The organism is Bradyrhizobium sp. 157 (assembly GCF_023073815.1).
GTDB lineage: Bacteria > Pseudomonadota > Alphaproteobacteria > Rhizobiales > Xanthobacteraceae > Bradyrhizobium.
This window is the reverse complement of sequence record NZ_JADPKF010000025.1, coordinates 15,150-35,776: the sequence shown is the minus strand read 5'-3', so window position 1 is coordinate 35,776 and position 20,627 is coordinate 15,150. Positions and strand designations below refer to the sequence as shown.

Here is a 20,627-nt window from a genome sequence, read left to right as displayed (position 1 = left end):
TAAAGACTGTGATGCGGGACTGATTTTGCCTTGAGGCCACCCTGATTTTTCAGTGAGATTTCTAAATCTGTGAGATTTCACACACTTTCCCGCCGGAAAATTCGGTCTACCTCAGACCGCATGCGGGACGAAGTGACGGGACGAAGTGACCGGAAATTACCTGCCGGTCTGAGGTGACTTATGATGATTTAACCGGGATGAAGCCGTGCAATTTCATTTTTCCAACCATGTGCTTGACGTCGACCTTCGCGAGCTGACCCGCGGCGGCGAGAGCGTGCCGGTCGAACCGCAGGTGTTCGACCTCTTGGTTCACCTGATCGAAAATCGCGACCACGTCGTCACCAAGGACGATCTGATCGAGAAGGTGTGGGACGGGCGCATCGTCTCCGAATCCACGCTGACGAGCCGGATTAACGCCGCGCGCAGGGCGGTCGGCGACAGCGGCAAGGATCAAATCATGATCCGCACGCTCGCTCGAAAAGGTTTTCGCTTCGTCGGCGACGTGCAGCCGAAAGCCGCGAACGGCCGCGAAGCGCGTGCCGGTGCGCCCCAGCCGCTCGATCTCACCGGCGAACCGCTGCACTCGCGGCTCCCGGCGCTCGATCGTACCGCAATTGCAGTGCTGCCGTTTGCCAATCTCTCTGGCGAGCCGGGGCAGGAATATTTTTCCGAAGGCATCAGCGAGGACATCATCACCGCGCTGTCGAAGCTGCGCTGGTTCTATGTGATCGCGCGGAATTCCTCGTTCAGCTACCGGGGAAAATCCGTCCATCACCAACAGATCGGCGAGGAGCTCGGCGTCGGCTATGTCGTCGAAGGCAGCGTGCGCAAGGACGGCGACCATGTGCGCATCACGGCCCAGCTCGTCGACGTGGCGAGCGGCAGTCACCTCTGGGCGGAGCGCTACGACCGCAATCTCGCCGACGTATTCGCCGTGCAGGACGAAATCACGCAGGCCGTCGTCGCGGCGATCGAGCCGCAACTCTACGCTGCCGAGGATTTCCGGGCCCGGCGCAAGACGCCTGACAACATGGATGCATGGGATCTGGTGATGCGGGCGCTATCGCATTACTGGCGCGTGACGCGACAGGACAATCTAGTCGCGCAGGCGCTCTTGGAAAAGGCGATCAGTGTCGATCCCGGTTACGGCCAGGCGCTCAGCCTGCTGGCTGCCTGCCATACGTTCGGCGCCCATATGGGCTGGCAGGAAATGTCCAGGGCCGTACCAACAGCGGAGCGCGCGGCGCTGGCGGCGATCCGGGCCGATAGCGAGGACGCGTGGGCGCATTATGCGCTGGCCAGCGTCTATCTGTTCAACCGGCGCTTCGATGACTGCATCGCCGAATTCGAGCTGGCGCTGCGGCTCAATCCGAATTTTTCGCCCGCGCGCGGCATCTATGGTGTTGCGCTGTCCTATCGCGGGCGCTGGGAGGAGGGCGACCGCGCCGCGCGCGAGGCGCTGAAACTCTCACCCCGCGATCCCTTTGCCGCGATCTATTGCGGCGTCGCCGCCTATTGCCAGTATGTCGGTAAAAATTACGCGGAGGCGATCCACCTGTCCCGTGAAGCGCTGCGGCAGCGCGCCGACTTCGTCGGCGCCCACCGCGTGCTGACGGCCTCCCTCGGCATGGCCGGCGGCACTGATGCCGCCAAAGCCGCCCTGGAGGGCCTCCGCCGCGCCCAGCCCAACATCTCGCTCGCCTGGCTGGCCAGCGGACTGCCGTTCGAGCACGAGGCGGACAAGGCGCATTACCTGGAAGGGTTTCAGCGCGCCGGTCTGCAATAGCTTCGCGGCGATATCTCAAGAGAGTCTGGACGGTAAATCACAGCCGTCTGGAAGTCTTGTCCGACTGTCACAGGCATGTTGACGCTGCCTCGCTGCCGCGAGGCAAGCATCAAGGAGAATTGCATGCCATTGATAGAGGTTCACGTCATCGAGAACGTGTTCAATTCCGAGCAGAAGAGCCAGATGATCAGAAAGCTCACGGACGCCATGGTGTCGATCGAAGGCGAGAACATGCGCGGCGTTACCTGGGTCAAGATTTCCGAAGTCGCGAGCGGCGATTGGGGCGTCGGCGGTCAGCCGCTGACCACCGAAGCCGTCAAGGATCTCGCGGCCGGACGAAAGGTGGTCTGACGAGCTTCGTCTGGCATCGCCGGCGGACTGGCCTTGCCGGCGGTGCGGCTCATCGTTTCCTCATTTTGGATCCTTGATCCAGCCGGGTCCGGTGCTCGTCGCGCCTTTAGGCGTACGCGCCGAAGCCTGCTGACACCATGCTGGCAGCAGGCCTTCGATAAGAAGGATGCCCGGCAAGCTCACCGGGTTCCGGCTACTGTTTGAAAGAAATAGCCATGACTATGCTGACCACCATTCCGACCTCCGCCACCAGGCCATTTGCCTGGCGCACTGCGGTTTGGCTGGCGCGCCTGCGCCGTCTCGTCAATCGTTTCCTCGCAGCGGTCATTGCGCGCCACGAACGGCACGCCATGCGAGAGGCCCTGCGCAAGCTCGACGATCGCCATCTCGAGGATCTCGGCATGTACCGCACGCAGATCGACAGCAATCTCGAAGAATTGGCGCAGACCCGCGCGCGAATGCAGCAGCCTGGTTGGCACTGACAGGCGGGTGCGTCGTTGTCGCTTGCCGCTGCTGCAGCAACGAGGTGCGTGCGGAGCCGAGCAAGTTTCTCAGAGGCGTGTGGTCCGGGCACCCGTGGCTGGTGTCAAGCTGCTGGAGATTTGTCGAGCCCAACCGGGCCTCGATGAGTCGCCAATCCGTCCTCGGGCGCAGCGGCGCTGCGGGAAGTTTTGGTGCGTCTAACTCGTCATGCCCCGCGAAGGCGGGGCATCCAGTACGCCGCGGCTTCTCGGTTCAAGCACAGGCGCCTCTGGAATACTGGATCGCCCGGTCAAGCCGGGCGACGACAGCGGAGAAGGTTGCCCACCCTACAAATCGCTTACGACATCTTCTTCCGTCGCGCCGCGGCTGCATCGACGACATTATCCACCGACTCGCGCCAGGCGGTGATCTCCGCGGCCAGGATCGGGTGGTTGAAGCCCTTCAAATTCAAATCGTCGATCGGCCGGCCTTCGACCCATGGCTCGACCATGCCGTAGACGCGCCTGGACACCACGATCTGGTTGGCCTTGGCTTCGTCGCAGAGGCGCGAAGCAAGGTTGGTGACGCTGCCGATCGCAGCGTATTCCAGGCGCTGCTCAAAACCGATCTGGCCGAGCGTGGCGTAGCCGAGCGCGATGCCGATGCCGAAGCCGAGATTGTGGCCGCGGTTGCGCCACTTCTCGGTCAGGGCGCCGATGGTGTCGCGCATCTCGATAGCCATGCGAACGGCGCGCGCGGTATGGTCCTCGAACTGGATCGGCGCGTTGAACAGGATCATCACGCCGTCGCCGGCATAGCGGTCGAGCGTGCCCTCATATTTGAAGATCAGTTCGCCGAGGGCTGCGTGATATTCGCGCAGCACGTTCATCGCCTCTTCCGGCTCGGTGGTCTCGGTGAACGCGGTGAAGCCGCGCAAATCGCAGAACACCACCGTCACTTCGCGGCGATGGCTGTCGAGCAGGCCCTCATGACCGTCGGAGGAGGCGATCAGTTGCGCCACCTGCGGCGCCAGGAAACGCTCCAGTCGCCGGATGCGCTCGATCTCGCCGAGCTGCGTCTCCACCCGCTCCTCCAGCGAGCGATTCCAGTCGCGGAGCTGGTCCGTCTGCTCCTGGAGCTTGCTCGCCTGCTCGCGCACGATGTCGTTGGCGGCGAGCAGCTCGCGGCTCTTGTGGTCTACTTCGGAAAACAGCCGCGCATTGCGCATCGCCAGCACCGCCTGGTGCGCAAAGGTCTTCATCAGGCCGATCAGATTGGCGGAGAATTCACCCTCGTTCCGCCGCAGCACCACCAGCGATCCCAAAATGCCGGTCTGGTCGACCAAGGGCACCACCAGCACCGAGTGGAAGCCGGCCTCAACAGCGACATCGCGCAGGGCGTGTTCGGGCATCGCGCTGAGCTTTGGGATCGCGATCGGTTCGCCGCTGGTCGCGGCCTCGCCGAGCGGCGAATGGTCGGCGTCGATGGCGCGATGGCGCCCCTCGGCCGCCTTGTCGATGCCGATCGCTTCGGTCAGCGAGAACTGGTGATTGCCGGCGTCGTAGCCGTAGATCAAGACCGCGTCGGCGTGCGTAATCTCGAGCGCGCGCGCGGCGACCGTCGGCAGCACCGCGTTGAGGTCGAGCGAAGAGGCGACCGCGCGGCCGACCTCCTCGAGCACCTTGAGCTCGTTGATCGATTGCGCCAGATCCCGCGTCCGCTCGTTGACCTTGGCTTCGAGGTTCGAATAGGTCTCGGCGAGCTGCCCGGCCATGCCGTTGAACTGGTGGGCGAGCTCCTCCAGTTCGTCCGACGTCTTCACCTCGATGCGGTGGCCGAAATCGCCGGCGCCGAGCCGCCGCGCGCCGGCCTGCAGCGCCGTGATCGGCACCAGCAGGCGCCGCGCCATGATGGTGCCGGCGATGATCGCGACAATGAGGCCGAGCGCGATCAAAAGCGCGATCCGCACCAGTTGATCGCGGATCGGCGTCAGCGCCTGCGCCGTCGGCTGTTCGAAGAACACGCGCCAGCCGAGTTTCGGCACCAGGCTCGAGGTCGTCAGCACGGCATCACCATTGGCATCGGTGCCCGACGCCGGCGCGACGCCGCCGGGCTTGCTGACGGCTAAGACCTGCGGCAGCGCCGACAGATTCTTGCCGACTTCGGGCCCGTTGGAGGAAGTCGCCAGCACGTCGCCTTTGGAATCGGTGACATAGGCATACGCCACCTTGCCGACCTGGGCGTCGATCAAAAACTCCGAGAGAAAATCGAGGTCGACTTCGGCCACCGTGATGCTGCCGTCGGCATGCGACAACGCGATCGACATGAACGGCTGCTGGTCGCGCAGATAGGCCGGCGCAAAGCTGGTGCCACGCGAGACGGTTTCGGTAAAGCGGACGTCGCGGGAGAAATCGGCATTGCTGCCGAGCGTAACGGTCTGTCGCGTCAGGCGGAGCTGTTCGCGGCCATTGCTGTTCAGCAGCGAGAGCTGGCTGACCTGCGGCACCTGCCGCAGCAATTGGGTGTAGTCGGCGCGACGCAGATCCAGCGTGTTGGAGGAGGCGCGCGTCACCCAGGAGATCTGCCGCTCCAGCTCGGAGACCGATTGCGCGATCCGCTTGGCGGTTGCCTCCGCCTTATCAGACATGCCGTCGTGGAGCGAGCTCTTGATGCCACGATAGGTGATCCAGATTTCCATCGCGCCGTTGACGGCCAGCACGAACACGACGAGCCCGACCAGCGCGACGACGTATTTGGCGAACAGCCCCTCGCGCAGAAACCTGACTCTGTCGTTGCCCTCGCTCATCCGGACCCTCGCGCGCCACGCCTTGAAAAACGCATGCGCATCCGTTCGTCGCTTGCTGCGGGGCCGGCCGCAATTGACGCCCCGGAGCCTGTTTAGCACGGATTCAGAGGGCCGGCGGGCCGTCGGCCAGCATGGTTAGCCCCGATTTTAGGCAGGAAACGGCGGGATTCGTCGTCGCGACCGGGCGTGCCCAACCTCGCCCCGCTCTTCGCGGGGAGAGGTCGGCGCGAAGCGCCGCCGCCTCACCGATTGAACAACTGCCGCAACACCTCGTTCATCGGCTGGCTATCCTGCTGCGCGGTTGTATCGCTCGGCGCCGCAGGAGGGGCCGGCTCGGCCGGTGCGGCTTGCGTCGGCGTCTCGGCGGGCGAGGTCGGCGTCAGGCTCCGTTGACCGCCCGGACGCGCGCCGCCTTGGGGCTGATTCTGGCCCAATCCACCCAAGCCCTGAATGAGATTGCCGATGGTCTCACCAAGCTGGCCGCCGAGCGGATCATTCGGCCGGCCGCCCGTCTGGCCGGTGCCGGGCGCGACACCTTGTCCATCGGCCGCACCCTGTTGTCCGCCGCCGAGCAGGTTGCCGATCGCAGCCCCCAGCCCGGCGCCGTTCGCGCCGAACAGGCCCTTGCCCATTTCCTTCAGCTTGGCATAGGCGGCGTCAGGATTATCGAGGATGCCCTGCATCTCCGGATAAATCCGTGGGCTCCCCCACGGGCCCTCGATCATCACGGGAATGCCCAGCCCGACCGGATCGCCGACGCGGCCCTGACCTTCGGTGGTCATCACGAGTTTCGGCTCGACACGGAAGCCGATCTGTTTGGTGCCGAGATCGATGGTGCCGACGCCGGTCATCTTCACCAGCGGGCCGACGAGGTTGAGGTCCGTGGTCTGCGCCTGCCCCTTGTCGATCTTGAACGATGCCGAAAGCTGGCTGAGGTCGGTCGCCTTCTCATCGCTCTCCTGCCATCCCGACAGTGTGCTCGCCGTCAGCGAGCGGATCATTTGCGCGACGTTGAGCCCCTTGATGGCGCCGTCCTGGAACACGACGAAGGCGGTGCCCGCCATGTTCGACATGATCGCGCGCTGGCTGGTGCCGGAGGAGCGCACGCTGATCTTCGCCTGCATCTTGCCGTCGAGCCTGTCGAAATCGGCAAGGCCATGCAGCAGCGGCAGCGCGCGCACGCCGGTGAGATCGGCGCGCATCGCATAAGTGGGATTGGCAGTGGAGACGTCGACGGTCAGGTCGCCATTGGCATTGCCGTCATAGGCGCCGAGGTTGGAAACCTGCGCCTTCAAGACGCCGCTTGTGAGCGTGGCGTCGATCGCGGCGGGGGTGAAGCGCGCGTCGCCGATCTTGAGTTCGGCCGCGGAAATGCGCGCCTGCAGGTCGACATAATTGAGGCCGTTGACGTCGATCGTCGCGTTGCTCCAGGGCTGCGCCGGGGAAGAATCGGTGCTGCGCGACATCGCGACCGTGAGCTTCTGGAAATCGAGGTCGAGCTTCACGAGCGGCTTGCTCGACAGATCGACCGAGGCCCAGCCGTTGAAAGCGCCGTCGCCGAGCGCGCCGGTAACGCCGTTGATCATCACGACCGAGCCGTTGAGCCGGGCTTCGGCCTTAGCTATGAGCTGCGCGTGCAACAGGCCGGGCGCGTCGATCTTGATCTCGGCCGGAATATTCTGCCGCTCGACCGGGGCTGCGGGCAGCGCCGCCTTGGCCTCGACTTTCAGGGGATGGCCGCCGCTGCGCGCACTGCCGGTCAGCGTGACCTTGCGGTCAGCGTCAATGGTGATGTCGGCGTTGACGGTCTCGATCCTGTTCTCGACCCGGTCGCGCAAATTGGAGAAAACGATGGTGCCGCCGGTGACGCTGATATGCTCGATCGAAAAGGCGTCCGCCGTCTTGCCGCCAGCGGGCTTCGAGGGAGGATTGGCTTCCCTCACGCGCTCGCGCTTCAGCGGCAGGTTCACAACCGGGCGGATGATAACGAGGTCGGTGATCTGCGGCCGGCCGGCCCACAGGCTCGCCAGCGTCACGTCCGCCTCGATGCTCGAGGCGGTGAAACGATGGTTGATGTCGCGATCCCTGGGATCCTGAAGCGTGACGTCGTTCAGCCGAACGTTGAGCTGTGGCCACAGGCCGATCTTGACGCCGCCATTGATGGCGAGCTTGTAGCCGGTCTCGCGCTCGATCCGCTCCTGGATCTCAGCCTTCAGGAAGCCCGAGGGGATGCCGATCACCAGCAGCAGCGCGATGACGACGATCACGGCGGCAATGGCGGCGCCGGCAATTTTCAGTGCTCTCATATCGACATTCCAAACCGCGCAAACGGCTCTTATTTCGGGGGCTCGACACGCCGTCGCAACCGGTCGGGCGAGCTTATCCCGGAAAGGGATAGCGCCCAAAGCAGCCAAAAATATTCCGGGGTACTGCAAAGTTATGTGACTTATGACACACTTGCCGGCAGGGGAATCCTGCTAACGGCGTTCGTGGGCGGTGGAGCCGATCTGGAAGGCAATACAATGACCAAACAGGCCGAATTTGCGGTCATTTTGAAAATGAACCCGATGTTTGCGGATTTGGGCGCCGACGAATTGCAGCGGATCTCCGGCCTTTGCCACACCCAGCAGCTCGGCATCGGCGAAATGTTGTTCCAGAAAGGCGATCCCGGCGACGCCCTGTACGGCGTCCGCCGCGGCCAGATCCGGATTGAAACCGGCGCCTCCGACGGCAGCCGCCTGACGCTGAACTTCATGGGCCCCGGCGATCTCTTTGGCGAGGTCGCCGTGCTCGACGGCCAGAGCCGCACCGCAGACGCTACCGCCGGCGAGCCGTCGGAACTGTTCGTGCTGCGGCGCGAGGATTTCCTCGCCTTCCTGGAGCGCGAGCCCAAGGTTGCGATCAAGATCATCATGCTCTTGTGCCAGCGCATCCGCTGGCAGAGCGAACGGATGGAAGAATCCGTGCTGCAGCCGCTGCCGGTCCGGCTGGCGCGGAGGCTCTGTGCGCTCTCGGACGACTTCGGTTCCGAAGTTCACATCTCGCAGGAGCAGCTCGGCGTGTTCGTCGGCGCCGCCCGCGAAAGCGTCAACCGGCAACTGCAGCTCTGGCGTAAGGACGGCATCTTGGACCTGCAGCGCGGGCGCATCCTGCTGCAGAACATGACCAAGCTGACGGCGGTGGCGCGGAACGAGTAGGAAGCTTCCGCGAGCGCTATACGCGCGCTTCGCGACCATGCCAGATTCTCGTGACTAGTATGTCGGGCGCCCCCGGGAGTGCGACGTGGCTACAATGTAGCCCGACGCGCCGAAGCGGATCACGATCTGACGAATTTCGGGATCTTCCGTCGGCATCCCCAGCGCTGGAAAATCCTGCAATTTCTCGATTGCCGCCCAGATCAGCGCCTATGCACGTTTTGCTGCGTCAGGGCTCGCATCATCGAGAAAGGCACGAAGTCGTTCGATATCCTGTACGGCATCGTGCGAAAGGATCATCCGACCTTGTGCGGTTGCGGACGGGGCAGCTCATCCTCGGAGCCCCAGCTCGCCACCCAAGCTTTGACTTCATTGAGCGGCACGGCGAGATGCGTCTGTCGAAAATCGTCATAGCGACGGCGATCCTCGCCGATATCGGGGCCGGAGAGATCTATCACCGAATCGAGCAGAGCAACGGCTTCGGCAAGCACGGCGGCCACGTCCTGGCCGTGCTCCTTCGCCATTTCGCGAAGACGCGCGTCGGTATCGGCGTCGATCTCGAGTGTACGGCTGACCAGGTTCATAAGCGGAATTTAACACCTAAAGGTCGACTGTCGAGTCCTCGAACAACGGGAAATCTGCCTCTCCTACTCCGCCGCGGGCGACATCGCCGGCGGGCCCTTTGCGGGCGGCTCTTTGTGATGGTCCGGTCCGTGGCCGGCATCCTCCGTCTCGGCGCTGGAGACGATCAGCTTCTTGCCGAGGCGCCAGCACAGCGCGCCGAAATCGTCCATCACCATGAACATCGCGGGCACGAACACCAGCGACAGGATAGTGGAGAAGATCAGGCCGCCGATCACGGCGAGTGCCATAGGCGAGCGGAATTCACCGCCGGCGCCGAACGCCAGCGCTGACGGCATCATGCCCGCCGCCATCGCAATCGTCGTCATCACGATCGGGCGCGCGCGCTTCATGCCGGCGTCAATCATGGCGTCTTCGCGCTTCTTGCCCTCCCGGATCGCCGTAGTCGCGAATTCGACCAGCATGATGGCGTTCTTGGTGACGATGCCCATCAGCATCAGGATGCCGATCCACACCGGCGTGGTGAGCTGCTTGCCGGTCAGCAGCAATGCCGCGATCGCGCCACCGATCGAGAGCGGCAGCGAGAACAGGATGGTGATCGGTTGCAGGAAGGTGCCGAACAACAGCACCAGCACCGCGTAGACCATCATCAGGCCGGCAGTGATGGCGGTGGCAAAGCCTTCCGACAATTCGTTGAGGCTTTCGGCGTCGCCCGACGGACTTACCTTGACGCCCTTCGGCAGGCTCTTCATGACCGGAAGATCGTAGATCAACTTGGTGGCGTCGCCGAGCGCCGCAGTGCCGACGAGGTCGGCTGCGACGGTCGCCTGTCGTTCGCGGTCATAGCGGTTGATGCTGGTCGGGCCCTGATCGAGCTGGATGTCGGCGACGACAGACAGCGGCACGCCGCCGCGTTCGCCGCGCTGGCCGAGCGGCACCCGCAACTGCTGCAGCATCTGCAGGTCGCTGCGCGCACTGTCCTCGAGCTGGACCCGGATCGGCACCTGACGGTCGCCGGCGTCGAATTTTGCCAGTGCCGGACCGACATCGCCAATAGTGGCGACACGAATCGTCTGCGATAGGCTCTCCGTCGAGACGCCAAGACGTGCCGCCAGTTCGGCGCGAGGCCGGATGCGAAGCTCGGGGCGATCGAGCGCGGTTTCTGAGATCACGTTGGCGATGATCGGGATCCGCTTCATCTGCGTCGCCAGCTCGCTGGCGACGTTGTTGACAATGTTGCTGTCGGTGCCGGTCACAACAAGAGAAATCGCGCGCAGGCCGTTTTCGTCGAGGAACCAGAAACGGATATCGGGAACGTTTTCCAGCTCCTGGCCGATCTCGAGTTCGAGCTGCCGCTGCGTAATCTTGCGATCGGCCTTCGGCGTGTAGTTGATGATCAGCGCGGCGCGCCGGACTTCCTGCGTCCCCGGCGGCACCCGGCCGCCATCGACGAAGATGCTCTTCACCTCGGGACGCTTGCGCAGACGGGCGACGATTTCTTCCGTCACCTTCTCGGTATATGCAAGCTGCGAACCCGGCGGCAGCTCCATCGCCAGCAGCGAGCGCGCGGTGTCCTGCGCGGGCAGGAAGCCCTGCGGCAACAGCGTGATGCTCCAGATCGAAGCGGCGAAGACGCCGAAGCCGATCAAAACCGTGATGAAGTAGTGCCGCACCGACCAAGTCACGAGTTTGGTGTAGGTCTGCAGGATGCGCCCGGGCGGCGGATCCTCATGCGGGTGGTCCTTGAGGAAGTAGGCGGCGAGCACCGGCGTGACGAAGCGCGCGGCGAGCAGCGAGAAGAACACCTGCACCGACACGGTGATGCCGAACTGCTTGAAGAACTGCCCGGCGATACCGGACATGAAGCTGGCGGGCGCAAAGATCGCGATGATGGTCAGCGAGATCGCGATCACGGCGAGGCCGATTTCGTCGGCGGCCTCCAGCGCAGCACGATAGGGCGACTTGCCCATCCGCATATGGCGCACGATGTTCTCGATCTCGACGATGGCATCGTCGACCAGAATACCCGTCGACAGCGTGATGGCGAGGAAGGAGACCAGATTCAGCGAGAAGCCGAGCAGGTCCATCGCCCAAAACGCCGGGAAGATCGACAGCGGCAGCGAGATCGCGGCGATGATGGTGGCTCTGATATCGCGCAGGAACAGCAGCACGACGATGACAGCGAGGATCGCGCCCTCAAACAAGGTCGAGATTGCCGCATCGTAATTGCCCTTGGTGAAGTTGACCGAGGTGTCGATCAATTTAAGGTCGACGTCGGGATGGGCGACCTTCAGCGCATCGATGCGCTTCTGCACGGCCTCAGCCACCACCACGTCGCTGGCGCCCTTGGAGCGCTTGATGCCGAGCGCCACCACCGGTTCGCCGTTGAAGCGGGCAAAGGTCCGGCGATCGGCAATGGTGTCGGTGACGGTGCCGAGGTCGTCGAGCCGGACTTCGCCGCCGCCGAACAGCGGGATCATCGTGCCGGCGAGATCGTTCAGCGTCTTGGCGCCCGCCAGCGTGCGGATCGCCTGGTCGTTCTTGCCGATTTCGGCGCGGCCGCCGGCGAGGTCGACATTGCTGCCGCGAAGGATCTGGCTGACATTGACCGCGGTGAGCCCCGCCGCCTGCAGCCTATCGGGATCGAGTGAAACGAGGATTTCGCGCTCGACACCGCCGATGCGCTCGACCTGCGCAACGCCGCGCACGCCCTGCAGCGCGCGCTTGACGACATCGTCGACGAAGTAGGAAAGCTGCTCCGGCGTCTTGCCCGGCGAGATCGCGGCATAGGTGACGATCGGCAGGCCGATCACGTCGACGCGCTGGATCAGCGGCTCGTTGACGTTCTGCGGCAGGTTGGAGCGTACACGGGTGACGGCATCCTTGACGTCGTTGAGCGCGCGATCGGTGTTGGTCTCGAGCGCGAACTGGATCGTCGTCACCGACAGGCCGTCGGTAATCGAGGACGAAATATGCCGCACGCCCTCGACGCCGGAGACGCCGTCCTCGATGGTCTTGGTGACCTGCGATTCCAGCTCGGCGGGAGCGGCGCCGAATTGCGCGACCGCGACCGAGATCACTGGGATGTCGGCGCTCGGCAACCGCGTCACCGCGAGCTTGGTGAAGCTGACCCAGCCCAGCACCAGGAGAATGATTGAAAAGACGATCGAAGGAAGCGGGTTCCGGATCGACCAAGCCGAGATGTTCAAAGCCATTAGCGTGCCCGCGTGCGCTCGAGTTCGTCGGCGAACATGGTCTTGACCTGGTCGCCGTCATGTAGCGAGGTGCCAGCGTCGGCCACGACGATTTCGCCCACGTCGAGGCCTTCAAGAATTTCAGTGGAGGTTTCGGAGGTCAGGCCGACGCGTACTTTTCGTGTTTCGATGGTATTGCCCTTGACCACCTGCAGGGTTAGGCGGTCGATGGCGGTGCGCGGGACGGCGACGCCGCAGGAGCGCTTGGCGTCGATATTGGCGCGGGCAAACATGCCGACTTTCAGCGACGGATTGTTGTTCAGCGAGATCCGGACCTTGCCGAGCTGGGTGTTGCGGTCGATCTGTGGCGAGATCTGGCGGACCTTGCCGACGACGTCGGGCGCATCGTCACGACTGATGCGTACCGTCGCACCTGGATTGAGCTTGAGCAGGTGAACGCTCGGCACTTCGGCTTCGAGCTCGATTTCATTGTTCACGGAGATACGGAACATCGGGCCCGCCTGCGGCGAAGCCGGCGCGCCGACCGCCGTCCTGACTTCGGTGACGAGGCCGGCAGCCGGAGCGCGCAGCGAGATCGGCCCTTGTCGGCCCCCCGGCGCACCCGGCAATTGCGGCGGCGCGGTAAGGCGCGCCAGCTCCTGATTTTCGGTAACCGTATCGCCTTCCTTGACGAACAGATCGGTGACTCTGGAGCCTTCCTGATCGACGCCGATCTGGGCCTCGCGGCGCGGCACGATGAAGCCGGTGACGCGCACCATATCGGAAAAGCAGGCATTGGTGGATTTGGTCACGATCACCAGCGCCTGGCCCGGCGTTTCCTTTTCTTCCGCGCGCGGACGGTGCTCGAACCAGTAATAGCCCACGGCGAGAGCAGCAACGAAGCCCACTCCGAGCGCAGGTTTGAGGTATTCGGAGAATTTCATCGCCGGATCAATCCAGACTGGAAGTCAAATCAAAAAGGGAGCATCTGGCCGGCCGAAGACAAGCCATGGCGCCCAAAACGAATACGTCCCGCACTTGTGCTGCGGGACGTATTGTAGCCGGAAACTATTGGTCGGCGCCACGCCCTTACTTGGATGCGTTCGCCGTGGCCTTGTTTTCCATGTTGACGACCTGAACGCGGCGGTTCACTTCCGCCATCGGCTGGCTCGGATCCTTGAGCTTGCTCTTGCCGTATCCGACGGTGACGAGATCGGTGCCGTTGATGCCGTATTTGTCGACGAGATAGCGCTTGATCGCGTCGGCGCGGCGCTCGGACAGATCCTGGTTGTAGGCTTCGCCGCCGGCCGCGTCGGTGTGGCCCGCGACCACGAACGTCGAGCCCTTCAGATCATTGTTAGTGAGCGCGCGGCCGAGCGCCTGAACCGACGGCAGCGACTTCGCGCTGATGTCGGCCGAGTTGTAGTCGAAATTGATCTCCAGATCGATCTTCGGCTTGTCCTTGACGATGGCCGCGATTTCTTCGCGCTCGGCGGTCGAGAGTGAGCGCGTGGAGCGGCCGCGGATCTTCTGGACGAACTTGCTTTCGGCAGCGGCCGCGGTTGGATCGACGGTCTGTTGCGGGCCGACCGAAAGGCCGCGGGTGAGCGGCTTCTTCTCCGGCGCCAGAGCGCGGACGATCTGATCTTCGGTAACGTTCCTCTCCTGCGCGAGGGCAGTTCCCGCACTTAAGCCGATTGCTGCGCCGAGCGCCGCAACCGAGACGATTGCGGTAAGGATTTTCGTTGCTGAGAAATTTGCCATTGCCAGTCCCCTCCTGCGGGCTTCCCCACGCGTTTCCAAGGTCATCCAAATGAGCTGCCGGACCTTGGTTTGCGGCCGGCTGCTTTTCTTTAGTCTGGGCGCCCGCCGCAGGGTTCGAGGCGCCGCCAGCCTTCTACCTAAAAAATCGTTACTGCACCCCGTAATCGGCGAATTCCTTGACGATATTGGGGTCCATCGCCTTCGCATTGTTAATGTCGAGATCGCCTTCCGAAATCGAGCCGTTGCGCTTCTTGGCAAGACCGCGGCCGTACAGCGACGACGTCAATCTCGGGTTGATCTTGAGGGCGGCATCGAAATCAGCAATTGCATTCTTGTTCTGGCCGCTTTTCAGGTTGACGAGGCCGCGGCTATCGAGCGCGTCGACGAAATTCGGCCGCAGCCGCAACGCCTCGTTGCAATCCTTCAGTGCTGCCTGCAGGTCCCCGATCACCGTGCGTGCCCAGCAGCGGTTATTGTAAGCTTCCACATCCTTCGGATTGAGCCGCAGCGAATTGTTGAAGTCCTTGATGGCGAGCTCGTAGGCGCCCTTGCTCGCATAGACCTGTCCGCGCCGGTACAGCGCGGCGGCGTCATCCGGATTGTCGTTGAGCCTGGTGGTCAGGTTCTTGATGGTCGGGTCGTCGGCCAGTGCAACCGCAGTCGGGCTGGGGCTCTCTGACGGCTTGGCCGGCGGCGGAGGCGGAGGAATCGCGGCTTCAACCGGCTTTGGCGGCGCCGGTGGCGGAGCAGGCGCGGCCACCTGGGGCGCGGCAGGGGCGGGAGCAGGGGGAGGAGCGGGTGCAGGCGCGGGAGTAGTGGGCGCTGCGGCCACCGGAGCTGGCGGCGGGCTCGCCGGCCGCGGACCGCCACTGGGAATAAAGGAGAAATCCTCCGCCAGCGACGACGAGATCCACGGCACCTGCTCCTGGCGCGAGGCGCGGGTGACGCCGACGCGGGTGCGGTTCAGCGTTTCCTCCGCCATCAAATCGGGGGTGCGGATTTCCTTCAGCAGCTCTTTCACAAACAGGCTGCGGTCGCTGCCATTGTCGGAAACAACCGACGAAAGCGCGGCCGAATACATCACCAGCGTGCCGTTCGGCGCGATCACCGGTGCGAGGCCGGCGGAAAAGCTGCGGAACCGGCGCTCGAACGGATTGCGTCTGGAGGCGTCGATCAGCGCGATCTTGACGCCGGCGCCGCGGCTGTTGATCTCCCCCAGCACGGTTTCAAGGCTGAAACCGTCGCGGCGAACGTCGGCCTCGGTCCAGATCTGCGCATCGACGGGGATCATGTAGCTCTGGCGGCTCGACTGCACGCCAAAGCCGGAGAAGAACAACAGCGCGACCGACCCCGGCTTGATCTTGCCGTACAGCCGCTCGAAGGCGCGGCGCATCTGCTCGCCGGTCAGGTTCTCGCCGATATCGACATTGAAACCGTCGCGCTTGAGCTCTTCGGCGATATCACGCGCATCATTGATCGGCTCCTTCAGGGGCGCCTCGGCGTCCGGATATTTCGCGTTGCCGATCACCAGCGCATAACGTTCGCCGGCTGCGAGCGACGGGGCGACTGACGCCACCGCAAAAATCAGGGAAAGAAGCAATACAAGGCGGGTTTTCATATTGACGGCGATCCAGCCAAAATGGCGCCGATACCAGCTTGCGCCGTGGCGACCATACTCTACGCTATCGGCATTATCAAACCGCACGCTCAGCCCGTCAACCGCTTGCGATCTCGTCACTAATTGCGACAATTGACCGCGACCGCGCCGCGTGGACGAAGGGAATAAATAACGTCGATGGGCGGCAACACCTTAGGCGTGACTTGGGCCGTGCATCGGTTCCCAATCTGCTCAACCATCCTTTCGTCCGTACCCGGCGCGTCCTAATGCGACAGTCATCCCCCGCCAAGGCGGGTTCTGTACGCCACGGCCTATCGACTCCATCGCTGCTGGGCTGGAGCGGGTCACCTGCGAGTGACAGCCACCATGGAAATGTGATTCCTCTCACATAGTGCTCTGCAATGCCACGCGGTTGCCATTCGCGCGCCGCGTTTGACCTTTGCAGATGACAATGGCTTGCTGCCGGCATCGGCCAAGTTCGGCAGAACGTTCAGCACAAAAGAAAAGCGACACCGATGGGAAACGCCTACGAAATTTACGCCCTGCGCTATGCGACGATGTCGCCGCGCACTCCCCATTTGAATTTTCTGATCCCCGATCCGCACGAGACCACGGCGCAGGATCTGGATTACTTCGTCTGGCTGATCCGAGGCGGCGGCCGCGATATCCTGGTCGATACCGGCTTCAACGCCGAGGAAGCCAAGGCGCGTTCGCGCAAGCTCACGCTCAATCCGGTCGACGCGCTGGCGGATTTCGGCGTTGCCGCCGATACGATCCGCGACGTGATCGTCACCCATTTGCATTATGACCATGCCGGCAATCTCGATCGCTTCCCGAACGCGCGGTTTCATCTGCAGGACCGCGAGATGAGCTATGCGACCGGGCGCTGCATGTGCAATGGCATGCTGCGGCACCCGTTTTCGGTCGAGCACGTCACCACCATGGTGCGCCACGTCTATCGCGAGCGCGTCACTTTTCATTCCGGCGACGGCGATGTCGCGCCCGGCGTGACCGTGCATCGCGTCGGTGGCCATTCCGATGGCCTGCAGGTGGTGCGCGTGGAAACCGCGCGCGGACCGGTGGTGCTGGCGTCCGACGCTGCGCATTACTACGCCAATCTGCACAAGCGCAGCCCGTTTCCGATCGTCTACAATGTCGGCGACATGGCGCAGGGCTGGGAGATTGTCGAGCGGCTGGCCGGCCATCCCGACCGTTTCATTCCCGGCCACGATCCGATCGTGAGCGAGATTTACCCGCGCGCCAGCGACAAAGTCGATGCGTTCGCGCTGCACCTGGCGCCATCACGCTCGTTCGCAAAATAGCGGATGGTCGTGATGTCAGCGTACAACACGATCGGCTTCATCGGTCTCGGCGTGATGGGCGAGCCGATCTGCCGCAATCTCGTGAAGAAGAGCGGCAGGCGCGTGCTTGCGTTCGATCTGTCGCCGGAGCCGCTGGCGCGGTTGCAGGCCGAGGGTGCGGAGGCCGCGACCTCCGTCGCCGATGTCGTCAGGCAAAGCGACTTGCTGTTCCTCTGCCTGCCCAGTGCCAAGCATGTGCGCGCGGTGTTCGAGGGCGACGGTATCCTGAACAACATCCGCAGCGGTCAAGTCGTCGTCGATCTCGGTACATCGTCAGTCGGCCAGACCCGTGAGTTTGCCAAGCTGCTGCAGGCCAAGGCTGCGTCCTGGACGGACGCGCCGATCGCACGCACGCGCCAGGCGGCGCAGGACGGCACGCTCAGCGTGATGGTGGGCGCAACGCCAGCGCTTTATACCGGGATCGAGCCGCTGATCCGCTGCTTCGCCACTGACGTCACCCATTGCGGCGACGTCGGCGCGGGGCAGGTGACGAAAATTCTCAACAACATGGTGCTGTTCGAGACTGTCAACGCACTGGCCGAAGCGGTCGCTGTCGCGGAGCATAACGGTGTCGACCCAAAGCTGTTGCTCGATACGCTTTCCAAGGGCTCGGCCGACAGTTTTGCGCTACGCAATCACGGCATGAAGGCGATCGTGCCGGGCAATTTTCCGGAGCGCGCGTTCTCGACCGAATATGCGCTGAAGGATTTGTCGTATGCGCTGGAGCTGGCGGCCGATGCGGGATTGAAAATCCGCGGCGCCGAGCTGGTCGGCACGATTCTACAGGAAGCGATCGATGCTGGCTCGGGGAATAGTTATTTTCCTGTCATCGCGAAACATATTGGCGGCCGCTAAACGGAGACAATCATGATTCAACGTTTTCCCGGGCTTACGCCCACCCGTAGCCGTGCCGTCGCTCATGACGATCTGGTTTTCACGGTGGCAGTCGCGCCGGACCCCGTCAGCCCCTCGATGTATGAGCAGAGCGTGAAGGCGCTCGCCCGAATCGACGAAAGCCTTGCACTGTGCGGGACGGACAAGAGCAAGATTCTCTCGGCCATCGTCTACATCACCGACATCAAGCGCAAGGGCGAGATGAACCGTGCCTGGGATGAATGGGTTGACATCAACAATCCGCCAATGCGCGCCTGCCTTGGTGTCGAACTCGAGCCACCGCATATCGTGGAGATCGTGGTGACAGCCGTGAAGTGAACCTCGGCGCAACGCTCAATCCCGTCAGTAAGCTTCCTTCGCGTCCGCCTCCTCGCTGGTCTGCACCAAGTCGAGGCTGTCTTCGATCTTCCCCAGCAGCCGCGCGAAATCCTTGCGCTCCTGCGCGGACAGGCAGGAGAGAATCTCCTGTTCCCTGCGCAACAGGCGCGGGATCAGCTCCTCGTAGAGCGCTTCGCCCTTGCGCGTCAGTTGCAGGCGGAATTCCCGGCGGTCGTCCGCGTTCTCGACGCGCTCGATAATCTCGCGCTTCATCAGCGAGGTGACGGCACGGCTGATGGTGGATTTGTGGGTACGGGTGCAGTGGGCGATGTATTGCGCGCTGCAGGCGTCGTGGCGGAAGCCGAGGGTTGCTAGCACACGCCATTCCGGAATATCGAGCCCGTAACGGGCCGCGTATTCGGCCGAGAGCGCGGAACTGACCTCCGCCGCCAGCCGGTTGAGCCGGAACGGCACGAACTTGAAGAGGTCCAGTCGTGCGGCCCTTTTCGGCGCGCTCTCTTCCCGCGGACCGGCCGCCATTTCGCCTGACATCGCTTTTGGCAAGAATCGCCTCGATTTGAGTTGACGCCGGACCCGGCCGGGAGTTTAAGATAGTTGCAGGTGAGACTAATTTAGCAGGGTCGCAGGCCCTTGGCTAGTAACAGGGTTGAGCCGCATGGCGCTGACTAAAACCCAGTTCGGCTATCGTCGCCACCCCGACCAGGATCGGGCGGGCGCGAACATTGCGGAACACGCTGTTGTCGTGGTCGGCGCAGGTCCGATCGGGCTATCGCTGGCGATCGATCTGGCGCAGCGGGGGCAAGCGGTCGTGCTGCTCGACGATGCCGACCGGATCGGCGAGGGCTCGCGGGCGATCTGCTTCTCGAAACGCTCGCTGGAATTCTGGGACCGGCTCGGCATCGGCCAGCGCATGGTCGACAAGGGCGTGGTGTGGAGCGTCGGCAGGATCTTTCACGGCGATTCCCAGCTTTACCAGTTCAACCTGCTGCCGGAGGAGGGCCATAAGCGGCCGGCCTTCATCAACCTGCAGCAATTCTACGCCGAGGCCTATCTGGTTGATCGCGTCGAGGAACTCCCCGAGATCGACCTGCGCTGGCGCAACAAGGTGACGGGACTAGAGCCGCACAACGACCACGTGGCTTTGACGATTGAGACACCGGACGGTCCTTATCGGCTGAACGCGCAATACGTCATCGCCTGCGACGGCGCCCGGTCCTCGGTGCGAAAGATGGTGGGTGCCGAGTTTGCGGGCCAGGTGTTCGAGGATCAGTTTTTGATCGCCGACGTCAAGATGACTGCGGCGTTCCCGACCGAACGCTGGTTCTGGTTCGATCCGCCATTCCACGCCGGACGCTCCGCGCTGCTGCACAAACAGCCCGATGACATCTGGCGGATCGACCTGCAGCTCAGCCGGGATGCCGATCCGGCCGTGGAAAAGTTGCCGGAGAACGTGCGGCCGCGCATCGCGCGCATGCTGGGCCACGACAAGTTCGATTTCGAATGGATCTCGCTGTACAAATTCCAGTGCCGGCGAATGAACAAGTTTATCCATGGCCGGGTGATCTTTGCCGGGGATGCCGCGCATCAGGTGTCGCCGTTCGGTGCGCGCGGTGCCAATTCCGGGCTCGAGGATGCCGAGAATCTAGCGTGGAAACTCGATCGCGTGCTGCGGGGAACCTCGCCCGAGGCGCTGCTCGAGAGCTACCATATCGAGCGCAGTGCCGCGGCCGATGAGAATATCCGCGAATCCACTCGCTCGACCGACTTCATGGCGCCCAACTCCCATCAGGAGGCGCGGCTGCGCAAGGCGGTGCTGTCGCTCGCCAGGGAAACCGAGTTCGGCAAGCGCATGGTGAATGCGGGTCGTCTCTCGACACCCTCGATCTATGAAACGCCGCTCTCGACCGCTGATGGCGATTCCTGGCGCGGCGGCCCGCGTCCCGGCGCCTCGATGCCGGATGCGCCAGTAGCAGGTGCTGGCGGCGAACCGATGTATCTCACCGATGCTTTCATCGGGGCGGGAACGAGGTTCACGCTGCTGGAGTTTAGCAATGGTGTCGCGCCGGAGTTGCCTGAAGAAATAGCCACGATCCGGATTGGCGGCAAAGGCGGTCTGGCCGATTCTGCAGGTCTTGCTGCTAGGCGCTACGACGCCGAGCCTGGCACGGCCTATCTGCTGCGTCCCGATGGCTACGTCGCGGCGCGCTTTCGGCATCCGACCCGGGCGGCACTCGACGCCGCGCTCGCGCGTGCCGCCGGCCACAACTGAGGTTTCG

General features: G+C 63.4%; 16 protein-coding genes. 8 read left to right on the top strand and 8 right to left on the bottom strand.

Annotation, left to right across the window (positions count from 1 at the left end; translation table 11 throughout):
- Positions 1–205: 205 nt before the first annotated feature.
- From IVA95_RS06080 to IVA95_RS06070, 3 genes are all read left to right on the top strand, one after another.
- A complete protein-coding gene (locus tag IVA95_RS06080) occupies positions 206–1,786 on the top strand; it encodes a winged helix-turn-helix domain-containing protein (RefSeq protein WP_247509693.1) in 1,581 nt (526 codons plus the stop codon).
- A gap of 123 nt (positions 1,787–1,909) precedes the next feature.
- Complete coding sequence (locus tag IVA95_RS06075; RefSeq protein WP_247509692.1) at positions 1,910–2,137, top strand: tautomerase family protein; 228 nt, start codon at positions 1,910–1,912, stop codon at positions 2,135–2,137.
- A gap of 215 nt (positions 2,138–2,352) precedes the next feature.
- Positions 2,353–2,619 carry a keratin gene (locus IVA95_RS06070; protein WP_247509691.1) on the top strand — a complete coding sequence of 89 codons (267 nt, stop codon included), beginning with the start codon at positions 2,353–2,355 and terminating at the stop codon, positions 2,617–2,619.
- Positions 2,620–2,957: 338 nt separating this feature from the next.
- On the opposite strand, the gene IVA95_RS06065 is transcribed toward IVA95_RS06070, so the two are convergent.
- Positions 2,958–5,405, bottom strand: a complete 2,448-nt coding sequence (locus IVA95_RS06065) for an adenylate/guanylate cyclase domain-containing protein (RefSeq protein WP_247509690.1) — start codon at positions 5,403–5,405, stop codon at positions 2,958–2,960.
- A 242-nt stretch (positions 5,406–5,647) separates the two neighbouring features.
- Complete coding sequence (locus IVA95_RS06060; protein WP_247509689.1) at positions 5,648–7,711, bottom strand: AsmA family protein; 2,064 nt, start codon at positions 7,709–7,711, stop codon at positions 5,648–5,650.
- 216 nt (positions 7,712–7,927) lie between these two features.
- Here IVA95_RS06060 and IVA95_RS06055 point away from each other — a divergent pair, with 216 nt between their 5' ends.
- Positions 7,928–8,602 (top strand): Crp/Fnr family transcriptional regulator, encoded by a 675-nt coding sequence (locus IVA95_RS06055; RefSeq protein ID WP_247509688.1) that lies wholly within the window; start codon positions 7,928–7,930, stop codon positions 8,600–8,602.
- A 293-nt stretch (positions 8,603–8,895) separates the two neighbouring features.
- On the opposite strand, the gene IVA95_RS06050 is transcribed toward IVA95_RS06055, so the two are convergent.
- The 5 genes from IVA95_RS06050 to IVA95_RS06030 form a co-directional block, all read right to left on the bottom strand.
- Complete coding sequence (locus IVA95_RS06050; protein ID WP_247509687.1) at positions 8,896–9,183, bottom strand: hypothetical protein; 288 nt, start codon at positions 9,181–9,183, stop codon at positions 8,896–8,898.
- Between the two features lie 63 nt (positions 9,184–9,246).
- Positions 9,247–12,396 carry an efflux RND transporter permease subunit gene (locus IVA95_RS06045; RefSeq protein WP_247509686.1) on the bottom strand — a complete coding sequence of 1,050 codons (3,150 nt, stop codon included), beginning with the start codon at positions 12,394–12,396 and terminating at the stop codon, positions 9,247–9,249.
- Positions 12,396–13,319: an efflux RND transporter periplasmic adaptor subunit gene (locus tag IVA95_RS06040; protein ID WP_247509685.1), complete on the bottom strand. Its 924-nt coding sequence runs from the start codon at positions 13,317–13,319 to the stop codon at positions 12,396–12,398. The genes IVA95_RS06045 and IVA95_RS06040 overlap by 1 nt, the downstream gene beginning before the upstream one ends.
- Positions 13,320–13,464: 145 nt before the next feature.
- Positions 13,465–14,139: an OmpA family protein gene (locus IVA95_RS06035; protein WP_247509684.1), complete on the bottom strand. Its 675-nt coding sequence runs from the start codon at positions 14,137–14,139 to the stop codon at positions 13,465–13,467.
- A 148-nt stretch (positions 14,140–14,287) separates the two neighbouring features.
- Positions 14,288–15,757 (bottom strand): caspase family protein, encoded by a 1,470-nt coding sequence (locus IVA95_RS06030; protein ID WP_247509683.1) that lies wholly within the window; start codon positions 15,755–15,757, stop codon positions 14,288–14,290.
- Between the two features lie 515 nt (positions 15,758–16,272).
- Here IVA95_RS06030 and IVA95_RS06025 point away from each other — a divergent pair.
- The 3 genes from IVA95_RS06025 to IVA95_RS06015 are packed head-to-tail and all read left to right on the top strand — an operon-like array spanning position 16,273 to position 18,330.
- Positions 16,273–17,079 (top strand): N-acyl homoserine lactonase family protein, encoded by an 807-nt coding sequence (locus tag IVA95_RS06025; protein ID WP_247509682.1) that lies wholly within the window; start codon positions 16,273–16,275, stop codon positions 17,077–17,079.
- 12 nt (positions 17,080–17,091) lie between these two features.
- Entirely contained in the window at positions 17,092–17,973 is an 882-nt protein-coding gene (locus IVA95_RS06020) for an NAD(P)-dependent oxidoreductase (RefSeq protein WP_247509681.1), read from the top strand.
- A gap of 12 nt (positions 17,974–17,985) precedes the next feature.
- The gene (locus tag IVA95_RS06015) at positions 17,986–18,330 is read left to right on the top strand and encodes a RidA family protein (RefSeq protein ID WP_247509680.1); all 345 of its coding nucleotides are present in this window, start codon (positions 17,986–17,988) and stop codon (positions 18,328–18,330) included.
- A 24-nt stretch (positions 18,331–18,354) separates the two neighbouring features.
- Here IVA95_RS06015 and IVA95_RS06010 read toward each other — a convergent pair whose 3' ends face one another.
- Positions 18,355–18,870 carry a MarR family transcriptional regulator gene (locus IVA95_RS06010; protein ID WP_213252646.1) on the bottom strand — a complete coding sequence of 172 codons (516 nt, stop codon included), beginning with the start codon at positions 18,868–18,870 and terminating at the stop codon, positions 18,355–18,357.
- Positions 18,871–19,006: 136 nt separating this feature from the next.
- Here IVA95_RS06010 and IVA95_RS06005 point away from each other — a divergent pair, with 136 nt between their 5' ends.
- A complete protein-coding gene (locus IVA95_RS06005) occupies positions 19,007–20,620 on the top strand; it encodes an FAD-dependent oxidoreductase (protein WP_247509679.1) in 1,614 nt (537 codons plus the stop codon).
- Positions 20,621–20,627 lie beyond the last annotated feature (7 nt).